The sequence below is a fragment of the Caballeronia sp. BCC1704 genome (assembly GCF_902833455.1).
GTDB lineage: Bacteria > Pseudomonadota > Gammaproteobacteria > Burkholderiales > Burkholderiaceae > Caballeronia.
In genome coordinates this window covers 613,007-627,232 of sequence record NZ_CADFFT010000004.1, presented here as the reverse complement: position 1 = coordinate 627,232, position 14,226 = coordinate 613,007, and the positions used below count along the sequence as shown (strand labels likewise).

General features: G+C 61.6%; 11 protein-coding genes. 9 read left to right on the top strand and 2 right to left on the bottom strand.

What is annotated here, in order from left to right; genetic code table 11:
- Positions 1 to 12 precede the first annotated feature (12 nt).
- A complete protein-coding gene (locus HWX53_RS22635; RefSeq protein WP_175945034.1) occupies positions 13 to 852 on the bottom strand; it encodes a MurR/RpiR family transcriptional regulator in 840 nt (279 codons plus the stop codon).
- 299 nt (positions 853 to 1,151) lie between these two features.
- Between HWX53_RS22635 and edd the strand changes: the two genes are divergently transcribed.
- From edd to HWX53_RS27775, 5 genes are all read left to right on the top strand, one after another.
- Positions 1,152 to 3,059 (top strand): phosphogluconate dehydratase, encoded by a 1,908-nt coding sequence (gene edd, locus HWX53_RS22630; RefSeq protein ID WP_175945032.1) that lies wholly within the window; start codon positions 1,152 to 1,154, stop codon positions 3,057 to 3,059.
- 81 nt (positions 3,060 to 3,140) lie between these two features.
- The gene (gene eda, locus HWX53_RS22625; protein ID WP_175945030.1) at positions 3,141 to 3,773 is read left to right on the top strand and encodes a bifunctional 4-hydroxy-2-oxoglutarate aldolase/2-dehydro-3-deoxy-phosphogluconate aldolase; all 633 of its coding nucleotides are present in this window, start codon (positions 3,141 to 3,143) and stop codon (positions 3,771 to 3,773) included.
- A gap of 1,011 nt (positions 3,774 to 4,784) precedes the next feature.
- Positions 4,785 to 6,008, top strand: a complete 1,224-nt coding sequence (locus tag HWX53_RS22620) for a DUF2827 domain-containing protein (protein WP_347879169.1) — start codon at positions 4,785 to 4,787, stop codon at positions 6,006 to 6,008.
- Positions 6,005 to 6,580 (top strand): DUF2827 family protein, encoded by a 576-nt coding sequence (locus tag HWX53_RS28070; protein WP_347879171.1) that lies wholly within the window; start codon positions 6,005 to 6,007, stop codon positions 6,578 to 6,580. The genes HWX53_RS22620 and HWX53_RS28070 overlap by 4 nt, the downstream gene beginning before the upstream one ends.
- A 2,020-nt stretch (positions 6,581 to 8,600) precedes the next feature.
- Positions 8,601 to 9,155 (top strand): hypothetical protein, encoded by a 555-nt coding sequence (locus tag HWX53_RS27775; RefSeq protein WP_244140220.1) that lies wholly within the window; start codon positions 8,601 to 8,603, stop codon positions 9,153 to 9,155.
- Here the strand turns inward: HWX53_RS27775 and HWX53_RS22605 are convergent.
- Complete coding sequence (locus HWX53_RS22605; RefSeq protein WP_175945026.1) at positions 9,109 to 10,632, bottom strand: hypothetical protein; 1,524 nt, start codon at positions 10,630 to 10,632, stop codon at positions 9,109 to 9,111. The two genes, HWX53_RS27775 and HWX53_RS22605, sit on opposite strands and share 47 nt — an antisense overlap.
- Between HWX53_RS22605 and HWX53_RS22600 the strand changes: the two genes are divergently transcribed.
- The 4 genes from HWX53_RS22600 to HWX53_RS22585 all read left to right on the top strand — a co-directional run bounded on the left by HWX53_RS22600 (position 10,580) and on the right by HWX53_RS22585 (position 14,172).
- Positions 10,580 to 11,665 carry a YadA-like family protein gene (locus HWX53_RS22600; protein WP_175945023.1) on the top strand — a complete coding sequence of 362 codons (1,086 nt, stop codon included), beginning with the start codon at positions 10,580 to 10,582 and terminating at the stop codon, positions 11,663 to 11,665. The two genes, HWX53_RS22605 and HWX53_RS22600, sit on opposite strands and share 53 nt — an antisense overlap.
- Before the next feature lie 108 nt (positions 11,666 to 11,773).
- Positions 11,774 to 12,076: a hypothetical protein gene (locus HWX53_RS22595; RefSeq protein ID WP_175945021.1), complete on the top strand. Its 303-nt coding sequence runs from the start codon at positions 11,774 to 11,776 to the stop codon at positions 12,074 to 12,076.
- 226 nt (positions 12,077 to 12,302) lie between these two features.
- On the top strand, positions 12,303 to 13,667 hold the full coding sequence (locus tag HWX53_RS22590; RefSeq protein WP_175945020.1) for a GntP family permease: 1,365 nt from the start codon (positions 12,303 to 12,305) through the stop codon (positions 13,665 to 13,667).
- A 10-nt stretch (positions 13,668 to 13,677) separates the two neighbouring features.
- On the top strand, positions 13,678 to 14,172 hold the full coding sequence (locus HWX53_RS22585) for a gluconokinase (RefSeq protein WP_175945018.1): 495 nt from the start codon (positions 13,678 to 13,680) through the stop codon (positions 14,170 to 14,172).
- The last annotated feature ends 54 nt before the right edge of the window (positions 14,173 to 14,226 follow it).

Below are 14,226 nucleotides of genomic sequence, written 5' to 3'. Positions count from 1 at the left end.
CCCGGCGCCGGCTCACGTTCCCACCCGGCGTCCTTCCAGCACGTCCTTCGCCTCGGCGAGCTTCTCCGCCAGTTGCGGTCCGCGCGCCAGTGCCAGTCCCACCGCCAGAATGTCGCCGATTGCGAGATGCGAGACGCGCGATGTCATCGGCGAAAAGATATCCGTGTCCTCATCGACATTCGCGAACAGGCCGACGCTCGCCAGTCGCGCGAGCGGCGAATTGCCGTGCGTGATCGCGATCACCTTCGCCCCGCCATTGAGCGCGGATTTGCACGCATCGAGAATGTCCTTCGTGCGGCCGGTGTTCGAGATGGCGACAACCACATCGCCGGGACCGAGCAGCGCCGCCGACGTCGTGTAGGTATGCGGATCGGCGTACGCGACTGACGGCACGCCGAGACGGAAAAACTTGTGCTGCATGTCGAGCGCGGCGATGCCCGAGCCGCCCGCGCCATAGAACTCGATGCGCCGAGCCTCCGACAGAATCGCGATGGCCGCCGCCACGCTGTCCGACGACAAGCTGTTCCGCACCGCGATCAGCGCCCCGATCGTGCGGTCCAGCACTTTCGCCGCGACGCCGGCGGCGGGTTCGTCGCTGCGGACGTCGCGGTAGACCGTAGGCACGTCCGCTGCGACGCTTTGCGCGAGCCGGATCTTGAATTCCCGGAAGCCGGAGAAGCCGAGCGCCTGACAAAAACGCGCGATGGTCGGCTGGCTGACGCCTGCTCGGGCTGCGAAATCGGTCATCGAAAGGTCGAGGACTTCGCGTGGCGCTTCCAGCACGTAATCGGCGAGCTTGCGCTCGGACGGGCGCAACTGTTCGCGCATTGCTTCGACTTGGGACAGCAACATCGGAAAACTCGCCTATGCTGGAATTTGCCTGCGACTATAGCCGATGAATCGGTTTGTACAAATACTACATGTTTATACGCCATGGTCTAAGGGAATTCCCTGAGACGCCGGCCGGTAAAGGCGGTGACTTAGGCGTTCGCTGAATACGAGTGCGCGTCCGATGCATTGTCACCATGTAGTTTTTCTACTAATATGACGCCAAACGGCCAGCCACACAACAACGACGCAGCCGCCGTACTTCGCAATTGTCCAATCCATAACTCGACGGCACGCGCGCCGCAGTGAGACAAGGAGCTTCGATGGTTTCCCCGCATTCACAACTCAAGAAGGTCACCGACCGCGTGATCGAGCGCAGCAAGTCCACGCGCGCGGCGTATCTCGCGCGCATCGACGCGGCGCACGGCAAGTTCCCCGCGCGCGGCGCGCTGTCCTGCGCGAACCTCGCCCACGGCTTCGCCGGACTCGAAGGTCAGGAGAAGATCGCGATCAAGGCGGTGCGCGAGCCGAACATCGGCATCGTGTCGTCGTATAACGAGATGCTTTCCGCGCACGCGCCGTACAAGAGCTTTCCGGACATCATCAAGCAGGCGGCGCGCGAACACGGCGGCATCGCGCAATTCGCGGGCGGCGTGCCGGCCATGTGCGACGGCATCACGCAGGGCAACGCGGGCATGGAGCTGTCGCTGTTTTCGCGTGAAGTCATCGCGATGAGCACGGCCGTCGCGCTCACGCACAATATGTTCGACGCGGCGCTGTGCCTCGGCGTTTGCGACAAGATCGTGCCGGGCCTGGCCATCGGCGCGCTGCAATTCGGCCATCTGCCGACCATCTTCGTGCCCGCCGGCCCGATGACGAGCGGCCTCACCAACGACGAGAAGGCGAAGGTTCGCCAGGAGTTCGCGACCGGCAAGTGCAATCGCGACGCGTTGCTCGAAGCGGAGGCCGCCGCGTATCACGGTCACGGCACCTGCACGTTCTACGGCACGGCCAACAGCAATCAGATGCTGATGGAAGTGATGGGGCTGCACCTGCCGAGCGCGGCGTTCGTGCATCCGCACACGCCGCTGCGCGATGCGCTCACCGCCGAAGCCGCGCGCCGCGTGCTGGATCTCACGCTCGAGCGCGGCAACTACACGCCGATCGGCCATGTGGTCGATGAGAAGGCGATCGTCAACGGCATCGTCGCGCTGCTCGCGACCGGCGGTTCGACCAATCACACGCTGCACCTCGTGGCGATCGCGCGGGCGGCGGGCATCGTCATCGACTGGAACGACTTCGACGAGTTGTCGCAGGTCGTGCCGCTGCTCGCCAAGATCTATCCTAACGGCAAGGCTGACGTGAACCACTTCCACGCAGCGGGCGGCGTGGCGTTTCTCGTGCGCAATCTGCTGGAAGGCGGCTTGCTGCACGAAGATGTGCAGACGGTCGCGGGCCGCGGCTTGTCGCATTACACGAAGGAGCCGAAGCTCATCGACGGCAAGCTGCAATGGGTCGATGGCGCCGCTGAAAGTCACGACACGAAGGTGCTGCGCGGCATTCGCGAGCCGTTCCAGCCGGATGGCGGCTTGCGGCTGATGCAGGGCAAGCTGGGTCGCGGCGTCATCAAGATTTCTGCGGTGGCGCCTGAGCATCGCGTCGTGAAGGCGCCGGCCATCGTGTTCAATTCGCAGGAAGAAGTGCAGGAAGCCTTCGACAAGGGCGAACTGAAGCGAGATTTCGTCGCGGTCGTGCGCTTTCAGGGCGCGCGCGCGAACGGCATGCCGGAACTGCATCGGTTGACGCCGCTTCTCGGCGTGTTGCAGGATCAGGGCTTCCATGTCGCGCTGGTCACCGACGGCCGCATGTCGGGCGCATCGGGGAAGGTGCCGGCCGTGATCCACGTGTCGCCGGAGGCGCTGTTGCACGGGCCGCTCGGCAAGGTGCGCACCGGCGATGTGGTGGTGATCGACGCGCCGGCTGGCGTGCTCGACATCGAAATCGATGCGCGCGAATGGGCGTCGCGCGAAGTCGAAGCGCCGGCGAATCAGGCGGAGAACGAAGTGGGCTTCGGGCGCGAACTGTTCGGCGTGTTCCGCAGCGCGGCGTTGCCGGCCGAGGAGGGCGCGTCGGTGTTCGGTCCGCTGATCGGCGCGAAGATCGCGTCGACCGATGGCGGCGCGACGGCGGCTGCGGGCCACGCGGATCGTCAAATGGTGCATGGACGCTAACGAATCGAGCGACAGTTCGAACCTGACAGAAACCCGCGGTCTGACGACAGCGTCGCCGCACACAAGAAGGAGTCGCATCACATGAAGACGGTAAGCGAAATCGTGCGTCTGGGCCCGGTCATTCCGGTGCTCGCATTCGATTCGGTCGAGCAGGGCGAACACGTATCGCGGGCGCTGCATGCGGGCGGCGTGAAGGTGCTCGAAATCACGTTGCGCACGGCGGCGGGCATCGGGGCGATCGAACGCGCGAGCCAACTCGCCGAGGACATCGTCGTCGGCGTCGGCACGATCACGAAGCCGGAGCATTGCGAGCAGGCCAAGAAAGCGGGCGCGCAGTTTGGCGTGTCGCCGGGCTTGACCAAAGACATGCATAAGGCCGCGCAGGACGCCGGATTGCCGCTGCTGCCGGGCGTGATGACGCCGAGCGACATCATTACCGCGATGGAACTGGGCTATGAGATCGTGAAGTTCTTCCCCGCGCAGCAGGCGGGTGGGGTTCCGATGCTCCAGGCGTTTTATGGGCCGTTCCCGAATCTGAAGTTCTGCCCGACTGGGGGCATTACGGCGGAGACGGCGTCGCTGTTTCTCGCGCAGCCGAATGTGGTCTGTGTTGGGGGATCGTGGCTGACGCCGAAGGCTGCGCTTGCTGCGCAGAATTGGGAGGAAGTGACGCGATTAGCGCGGGCTGCGAGTGAGCTTGCGCCCCAAAAATAAGCCGATGGCGGCGACTTCGGCATTGGATCGCACGAGGTAAGGCCGCCCTGCCCGGAGGATTCAGCGGAACGCGCGCTGGTGCTTCGCGCTCCGGCGACGCATTCCGTGTCACATGCGGCCGCTGTGTACACCGGTGTCACTCAGTGCACCGGAATGAACACTCAGTCTACGGCAGGCCGCCGGCCTGCCAAGGCCCAATGAACCGGTTAGTGTACCGGGGCCTGCGAGATATCAATGGTCACATTGGTCGAGGAAGTCGCACTCGAACTTGCCTTGGTGGACCCGCCTGCCATTTGCGCTTGGGCCAGCACACTACGATCGATCTTAATCATAATAACCTCTTCGCTTTAGTCACAGAGTTTGTTTTGCATGCGCGAGAATATGTCGTCTCCATCAAGCGTTCGCTCGGTTCGCGTTTCTTGAGTGCCGATCATGAGCCGAACACTTCTCGATCGCAGCGAGCATGACAAAAGCAAAGCAATGCTTCTAGCCGACGTAGCTGTCGGTTAATCCCAATTGATTCGCTGACGTCATGCGCGTTGGCATACTAGCAGTTGCTTCGCATACAATTAACGCTGATTGTTCTTAAATTGAATAGAACTAGAATGATAATAATCAGCGATCTCGCTATCTAACTGCCGATACGCTTGGAGTAATCGCCTTACCTGCTTATTGGCGAGCATATCGGCGCGGTTGGAAGGCAGTTCGTGGATCACGTCCACCGCCGGTCGCCGGCAAACACACAACCGACTCGATCAGTCCATTGCAGCGCCCTGTCGTAGCCGGTAGTCTCCTTCCCGTCTATCTTGACTCGGCGCCTTGTCTCCTCGTTGCGAATTCTGAAACGTTAGGACGACTCTTATAAATATCCGGATTGCTGGGAAATCTAGAAAATCTTCTATATATTCAAGCGTAGGTTGGCTGTTCCATTCGCCCTGATCTAGCGCTTCTCCCGCTCCTGCTAAGGGCCGTCGGCGAATGTGTCGTGCTGCGGCGCACCCGGCGCTGCCAGTGAGCAAGCAAAGCATTGCGGCTTTATTTACGAATACGCAATCCGGCATTTCTGAGAAATCAACTGTGACTATTCGAATCGGAATTTCTGTCGTCACGCATCAAGGGCAGAACATTTGGCAAAACGGTCTCGGCCAGAATGTCGTCTTTCTGGCGGAGGCTTTGCAGCGGCTACCTTTCGTGGAAAGCGTTTCGCTGATCGATGTCGGTGATCAGAACGCGTTGCCTCCGCAAGTGAATGCATCGGCGAAGGGGATGCGCATCATGCGGATCCACGACGCCACAGATCAGGTCGACGTCATCTTCGAAATGGGCGGTGCGCTCGACACGCAGTGGCTCGACCTCATGCGCGCGCGTGGAAAGAAGGTCGTCTACTACTGTTGCGGCCAGCCGTATGTGGGGCTGGTGGAATCGCCGGTTTTCGACAAACCGGTGCACGTCATGCGTCCCGACCGTTATGACGAGATCTGGTTGATGTCCAAGGACCGTCTGTCCATTCCAATGATGCGCACGCTGCACCGGTGCGACGTTCATTTGGTGCCGTTCATATGGCATCCCCAGTTTCTCGAGCAGCGCATCGCAGAGATAAGCGAACACGGCTTCCATTATGGATATCAGCCGCGCCCGGACGGGGCGCTCGGCGATGCTTCTCAGCGGCAAGGCTTTCGCGTCTCCATCTTTGAGCCGAATATTTCCGTCGTTAAAACGTCCAGCATCCCGATGCTTGCCTGTGAAGAGGCATATCGGACCGATCCTTCAAGTGTTTCGCACATGCATGTGCTCAATACTTTGCATATGAAGGATCATCCGACGCTCGTGCAGATGGCTAATTCCCTGAATATCGTCAAGGACAGTAAAGCGACGTTCCACGGGCGCAACGATATTGCGGGATTTATGTCGCAGTTTTCGGATGCCGTTGTGTCCCATCAATGGGGCAACGACCAGAATTATCTTTATCTCGACGTGCTATACGGCGGCTATCCCCTCGTGCATAACTCGCCCTGGCTCGAGGCCGGCTATTACTACCCTGGCTTCGATTCACAGGAGGGAGGGCGGCAGCTCTTGCGCGCAGCGCGGGAGCACGATGCGTCGCTTGCGGACTATCGCGCTCGTGCGCAGCGTGTCATCGACTCAGTGAACCCCTTCAATCAAGCAAACCTGGACAGCTTTGCCGACCGGTTACTGAATTTGTTTCAAGGCAGCGAGGCGAAGCTCGGCGTATGAACAAGCAAACGAAATCCGGTATGCCCGAACGGCTCAATATCGGCGTATCCATTTTTATTCGCAAAGGCGAGCAGTCGCTTTGGGAAAACGGTATTTTCCAGAACTGTCTCTACCTCGTGATGCTGCTGAAACGCTCGCCGCGTGTGAAGGCCACTTATCTCGTGACGGGTGGAGGCGACGGCGGCCCGGAGGATGCGAAGCGTTTCCTGGTGGATGCGCCCGCGCCGCTGATCGACATGGAAACCGCGATGAACAAGCTCGATGTCATGATCGAGATGAGCGCGCAGCTCAACCGCGAATGGGCGATCAAGTTTCGGGAGAAGGGCGGCAAGATCATTACGATGCGCGTGGGTATCCGTGGCCTGGAGCTCGTCCTCGGCGAGTCTCTCCACCAGCATGAGCTCGATCTCGAGTGGCTGGTCCGCTGCGTCCTCGAGCCTCTCGTCGAGCATGGCTTCGGTTTCGACTGGCTGGAACAACGCTTCATTGAGCCTGTCGACGAGCGTTTCCTCGATGTCGACCTCGGTGTCGTCGATGTCCACGGCAGTGAATTCGTTGTCCACAGGCGTTAGCACGACGACCAGTCGGGTTAGCAGCCTGTCGACCAGCTTGAGTTCGTTGTCGGTTTCCGCTTCAACGGGTATCAGCAGTCTTTCGACTTCGGCGTCCACCGGACTCTCGTCGCTTTCGACTAGTCTCAGCGGCGTGACGAGCAGCGTCCAGAGTCTCTCGACTGGCCTCAGCACCACCAACAGCACCGTTAGCAGCTTGTCGACCGGCGTCAGTACGATCGGCAGCACGGTCACGAGCCTTTCGGCCGGCGTGAGTTCGCTAAGCACTGGCGTGAACAGCTTGTCGGCGAGCGTATCGACCGTCAATAGCTCCGTCAGCAGCCTCTCGACGGGCCTCAACACGACCAATAGCGCCGTCAGCAGCCTCTCGACGAGCCTGAACACGACCAACAGCGCGGTCAGCAGCCTGTCCACGGGCCTCAGCTCGACGAACAGCGCAGTCAGTTCTCTGTCGACTAGCGTCAACTCGATCAGCAGCGGCGTGAGCAGCCTGTCCACGGGCCTCAGCACGGCCAACAGCGCCGTTAGCAGCCTGTCCACGGGCCTGAGCACGACGAACAGCGCGGTCGACAGCTTGTCGACCGGCACCGCTTCGCTGAGCACCTCGGTGAGCAGCCTGTCCACGGGTCTGAGCACAACCAACAGCACAGTCAACAGTTTGTCGACCGGACTGAGCACGACGAGCAGTGCCGTCAGTAGCGTGTCGACGGGATTGAGTTCACTGTCGGTATCGGCTTCCACTGGCATCAATTCGCTGTCGACCGGTCTCAGCACGACCAACAGCACGGTGAGCAGCCTGTCGAGCGGACTCAGCACGACCAATAGCGCGGTCAGCAGCCTGTCCACCGGACTCAGCACCACGAGTAGCAAGGTTGACAGCCTCTCGACCGGTGTCAGCACGATCAATAGCAACGTCGGTTCGCTCTCGACCGGCGTGAGCACGCTCACCAGTTCTGTCACGAGTCTGTCGACGGGCCTTTCGTCGCTTTCGGCGTCGACTTCCGTCGGCATTAGCTCGCTTTCCACTGGTCTCAGCACGACGAACAGCTCGGTCAATAGCTTGTCCACCGGGCTCAGTACAACGACGAGCACAGTCAGCTCCCTGTCCACCGGGTTGAGCACGACCAACAGCACGGTCACCAGTCTGTCGACCGGACTTAGCACGACCAATAGTTCGGTTAGCTCGCTATCCACGGTCGTGGGCGGACTGTCCTCTGGCCTGAGCACGACCGGCAGTCGCGTCGACAGCTTGTCAACGGGCATGGTCACGGTGAATAGTGGCGTGAATTCGTTGTCGACCGGTCTCAGCACCGTTTCGAGTTCGGCGAGCAGCCTTTCTACTGCTGCAAGTTCGTTGTCCACTGGCCTTAGCACGACAAATAGCGCTGTCAGCAGTATCTCCACGGGCCTGAGCACCGTGAATGGCTCGGTGAATAGTCTCTCGACCGGCCTCAGCACGACCAACAGCACGGTCGGCACGCTTTCGACGAGCCTCAGCTCGCTGTCCGTTTCGGCATCCACCGGCATTAATTCTCTTTCGACGGGGCTCAGCACCGCCAACAGCGGAGTGAACTCGCTGTCCACTGGCTTGAGCACGGCCGGCAGTGCAGTGAGCAGCCTTTCGACGGGTCTGAGCACGGTAAGCAGCAAGGTTGACAGCGTCTCCACCGGTTTGAGCACCGTGACCAGCGCGGTCAGTTCGCTGTCGACGGTAACGAGTTCCTTGTCAAGCGGTCTGAGCACGACGAATAGCGCCGTCAACAGCCTTTCCACCGGCCTGAGCACGACGAATAGCGCGGTGAGCAGCATCTCGACCGGACTCAGTACCACGAATAGCGCGGTTAGCAGCATCTCGACCGGTCTCAGTGCGCTCTCGACTTCTGCGTCGACTGGCGTCGCATCGCTATCCACGGGCCTGAGCACGGTCAGCAGCACAGTCAGTAGCGTCTCGACCGGCCTCAGCACGACAAATAGCAAGGTCGATATCGCCTCGCTGTCCACGGGCGTGAACTCGCTGTCGATGTCCACGTCTTCGGCGATCAACTCGCTCTCCACGGGCGTGGCCAACTCGGTGCAGTATGACAACGACAACCACACGAAGGTGACGCTCGGCGGTGTCGGCGCCACCACGCCGGTGACGCTGACCAACGTGGCCAACGGCACGAGCCAGTACGACGCGGTGAACTTCGGTCAGTTGAGCTCGCTGTCGAGCTCGACCTCGGCGGGCATCAACTCGCTGTCCACGGGCCTGAGCTCGCTGTCCACGTCCACCTCGACCGCGGTCAACTCGCTCTCCACGGGCGTGAGTTCGCTCTCCACCTCGACCTCGACGGCCATCAACTCGCTGTCGACCGGTGTGGATTCGCTCTCCACGGGCGTGAGCTCGCTGTCGACCTCCACGTCGACTGCGATCAACTCGCTGTCCACCGGCGTGAGCTCGCTCTCGACGGGCATTAGCTCGCTGTCCACGGGCATCAGCTCGCTCTCGACCGGCGTGAACTCGCTGTCGACTTCGACGTCGAGCGCGATCAGCTCGCTCTCGACGGGTGTGAGCTCGCTCTCCACGGGCAGTTGAGCTCGCTGTCGAGCTCGACCTCGGCGGGCATCAACTCGCTGTCCACGGGCCTGAGCTCGCTGTCCACGTCCACCTCGACCGCGGTCAACTCGCTCTCGACGGGCGTGAGTTCGCTGTCCACCTCGACCTCGACGGCCATCAACTCGCTGTCGACCGGTGTGGATTCGCTCTCCACGGGCGTGAGCTCGCTGTCGACCTCCACGTCGACTGCGATCAACTCGCTGTCCACCGGCGTGAGCTCGCTCTCGACGGGCATCAGCTCGCTGTCCACGGGCATCAGCTCGCTCTCGACCGGCGTGAACTCGCTGTCGACTTCGACGTCGAGCGCGATCAGCTCGCTCTCCACGGGGGTGAGCTCGCTCTCGACGGGCATCAGCTCGCTGTCAACGGGCATCAGTTCGCTGTCCACGGGCGTGAGCTCGCTGTCGACTTCGACGTCAACCGCGATCAACTCGCTCTCGACGGGCGTGAGTTCGCTCTCGACGGGCATCAGTTCGCTGTCGACTGGCATCAGCTCGCTGTCGAGCTCGACTTCGACCGCGGTCGATTCGCTCTCGACGGGTGTGAGCTCGCTGTCCACGGGCATCAACTCGCTGTCGACTTCGTCGTCGACGGCCATCAGTTCGCTGTCCACGGGCGTGAACTCGCTGTCGAGCTCGACTTCGACGGCCATTAGCTCGCTGTCGACCGGTGTGGATTCGCTCTCGACGGGCGTGAGCTCGCTGTCGACTTCGTCGTCCACGGCGATCAGTTCGCTGTCGACCGGTGTGAATTCGCTCTCGACGGGCATCAACTCGTTGTCGACGTCGTCGTCGACGGGAATCAGCTCGCTGTCCACGGGGGTGAGTTCGCTGTCCACGGGCCTGAGTTCGCTGTCGAGCTCGACCTCGACGGCAGTCAACTCGCTGTCCACGGGGGTGAGTTCGCTCTCCACCGGTCTGAGCTCGCTGTCGAGCTCGACGTCGACTGCCATCGGCTCGCTGTCCACGGGTGTCGATTCGCTGTCCACGGGCATCAGCTCGCTGTCGACTTCGTCGTCGACGGCCATCAGCTCGATGTCCACGAGCGTGAGCTCGCTGTCCACGTCGACTTCGACGGCGATCACGTCGCTGTCGACCGGTGTGGAGTCGCTGTCGACGGGCGTGAGCTCGCTGTCGAGCTCGACCTCGACGGCCGTCAACTCGCTGTCCACGGGTGTGAGCTCGCTGTCCACGGGCATCAGTTCGCTGTCGACGGGTCTGTCGTCGCTGTCGACGGGCTTCAGTTCCCTGTCCACGTCGATCTCGACCGGCGTCAACTCGATGTCGACGACCATCAGCTCGATGTCGACGAGCATCAACTCGGTGTCGACCACGGTGAGCACCGCGGTGAGTGACGTCACGAGCATCTCGACCGCAATCAGCACGGCGACGAGCGGCGGCGGCATGAAGTACTTCCACGCCAACTCGGTGCTGATCGACTCGTCGGCGACGGGCAAGAACTCCATCGCGATCGGCGGCAATGCTTCGGCAACGGCGGATAACTCGGTCGCGTTGGCGACGAACGCGGTCGCTGACCAGGCAAACACGGTCTCGTTCGGCAACAAGACGGACAAGCTGCGGATCACGAACATTGCCGACGGTATCGCGAACAGCGACGTGGCGACGGTGGGCCAGTTGAAGCAGTCCGGTCTGTACGACGGCGGCGACAAGGCGACGAAGGCCGCCGTGACGTTCGATACTCTCGTCGACGGCACCACCGACTACAGTAACATCACGCTCGGTGGCGTCAACGGTACGCAGATCCACGGCGTGCAAGCCGGCGTCGCGCCGACGGACCTGGCCAACAAGGCGCAGCTGGACGCGCTTTCGAGCTCGATCCAGAACGTGACCGCGAACGACAGTCCGCTCTTCGCAGCAAACGGCGACCGCACGACCGAAGCGGCTGTCGCGAGCGGCCCGCATGCAACAGCGGCCGGCGCGAACGCCCGCGCAACCGGCATGAACACCGCGGCCTATGGCCCGGGCTCGCTTGCAAGCGGCAATTACGCCACGGCGATCGGCGCGAACAGCCAGGCGACGGCGGACAACTCCGTTGCTCTGGGCGCCAGCTCGGTGGCGGATCGTGCGCAGACGGTGTCGGTCGGTTCGGCTGGAAACGAGCGTCAGATCACGAACGTGGCTGCGGGCACGCAAGACACGGACATGGTCAACGTCAAACAGCTGGACGACGCGGTGTCGCAGGCCAACAGCTACACCGATGGCGCCGTGAGTGACATGCAGAACCAGGTGAACAGCATCGGCCGCAGCGCGTACTCGGGCATTGCCGCTGCCACGGCGTTGGCGATGGTTCCGAACATCGATCAGGACAAGAGAATGTCCGTCGGTGTGGGCGGTGCCTCGTACCAGGGCTATGCGGCTGCGGCCGTCGCGCTGAATCTGCGCGTCACGCAAAACCTCGTGCTGAAGGCGGGTGCAGGCACGAGCCGCAACGGCACGGTGTACAGCGCGAACGCGTCGTATCGCTGGTAACCAGCGGCTCGAGGAAACTCGGGCAGACCGGGCGATCACCAATGATGCGCGATCGCCCGGTTGCTTACCGTCGCTAACCAGCCACTCGCATGAACTGACGAAATCAAGATGTCCAAACTTCTTATCACCGCGCTCGTATGCGCCGGCGTGCTCTCGGCCTGCTCGACGGATACGGGCATGACCTACACCGCCCGCAGAGTCAACATCGCCGGAGAACCGAGCGCGTATCGCGTGACGTGCTCGGGTGTTTTCGAATCGCAGAGCGCGTGCACGGCAGCCGCTGCGAAGATCTGCAAGGAACAACAGGTCGTCGTGGCGCAAGCCGTCGATAGCGTTCCCGGCGGCGGCAATCCACGCCAAATGACTTTCCGGTGCGGCGATCCGCGCACAGCGGCCAGACCGGCTGCTTGAATGCAGAAGCAATCTCAAAAAACCGACGCTCCCCCGAGCGTCGGTTTTTTGCTTTTGGGAGCGAACGTTGCGTCGGCTGCCGTTTACCGACGCATCTCCCGCTTACCAGTAGAATTCGGTTCGTCCGCGCCGTGCGCGCGCTTGCCGGACATTGCCCAACGAAGCCGGGCAGCGACGGCAAACGCACGGACAGCGCAAATAATCTCAACAAAATCAAGGAGGCGTTATGCCAGCCGTCCACGGGAGCATGTTGCTGCTCTACGCGGTGATCGCGATCGCGGTTCTGATCCTGATGATCGCCCGCTACAAGGTCTATCCGTTCCTCGTGCTCATGATCGTGTCGGTGTTGCTGGCCCTCGCGGTCGGCATGCCGATGGACAAAATCGTCAAGTCGTTCGAAACCGGCAACGGCAACACGCTCGGCCATATTGCGGTCGTGGTCGGTCTGGGGACCATGCTCGGCAAGATGATGGCCGAATCCGGCGGCGCTGAGCGAATCGCGAATACGCTCATCAATCTGTTCGGCGAGAAGAACATTCATTGGGCGATGATGGTCGTCGCGATCATCGTCGGTTTGCCGGTGTTCTTCGAAGTCGGTTTCGTGCTGCTGATTCCGATTGCGTTCAACGTTGCGAGACGAACCGGCAAGTCGCTGCTGCTGATCGGTCTGCCGATGGTCGCCGGTCTGTCGGTCGTGCACGGTTTGATTCCGCCGCACCCGGCCGCGCTGCTCGCCGTGCAGGCGTACCACGCGGATATCGGCAAGACCATCGCTTACGGTCTGATCGTCGGCGTGCCGACGGCGATCGTCGCAGGTCCGCTCTTCGCGCTCATGATCCACAAGTACGTCAAGCTGCCGGATGCCAATGCGCTCGCCGATCAGTTCACGCAAAAGCATGGCGACACCGAGAAGAAGCGTGATTTGCCGAGCTTCGGCATCACGCTGTTCACTATCTTGCTGCCGGTCATTCTGATGCTGGTCGGAAGCTGGGCGGACCTGATTTTCGCGCCGAAGAGCTTGCCGAACAATCTGCTGCGCTTCATCGGCCAGTCGGATATGGCGCTCTTGATTGCCGTGCTGGTCAGCTTCTGGACGTTCGGCGCGAAACAGGGCTTCAACCGCGAGCAGATTCAGAAGTTCTGCGGCGAGTGTCTTGCTCCGATCGCAGGCATTACGCTGATCGTGGGCGCGGGCGGCGGTTTCGGTCAGGTTCTGCGCGATAGCGGCATCTCGCAGCAGATCGTCTCGACGGCGTCGTCGGCGAACCTGTCGCCGCTGTTGCTCGGCTGGTTCGTCGCCGCGCTCATTCGTCTGGCGACGGGTTCGGCTACGGTCGCGATGACGACCGCGTGCGGCATCGTCGCGCCGGTCGCCGCCGCGGCGGGCGGGCACGTCAGCCCGGAACTGCTGGTGCTGGCCACGGGCTCGGGCTCGCTCATCTTCTCGCATGTGAACGATGGCGGCTTCTGGCTGATCAAAGAGTATTTCGGGATGACGGTCGGACAGACGTTCAAGACCTGGTCGTTGCTCGAAACCATCATTTCCCTGATGGGACTCGGTTTGACCCTCGCACTCGCGACGGTCGTGTAAGGAGTTTTAGATGATTCTCATCGCGATGGGCGTGTCGGGCGCCGGTAAGACCCGAATCGGCGAATTGCTGGCGGAGCGCCTTCACTGTCCGTTCACGGATGGCGACGCTTTTCACAGCGCCGCCAACAAGGAAAAGATGCACCACGGCATTCCTCTGACCGACGAGGACCGCTGGCCCTGGCTCAAGACCATACGCGCGGCGATCGAAGAGAAGCAGCGCGCGGGCGAAACGGCGGTGTTCACGTGTTCTTCGCTCAAGCGCTCGTACCGCGATATCTTGCGCGACGGCGACAAGGACGTGTGTTTCGTCTATTTGCACGGCACCTTCGAGACGCTGCAGGAGCGCCTGCAAACGCGCACCGGGCATTTCTTCGATCCGTCGCTGCTGACGAGCCAGCTCAACACGCTCGAAGAACCGGGTGAGGACGAGGCGATCATCGAGAGCATCGAGAAGACGCCTGAGCAGATCGTCGATGACGTGATCGAGAAGCTCAAAACGCGCTGATCGTGCCGTAAAGAAAAAGCCCCGCGCTCGCGAGAGCGTGGGGCTTCTTTCATT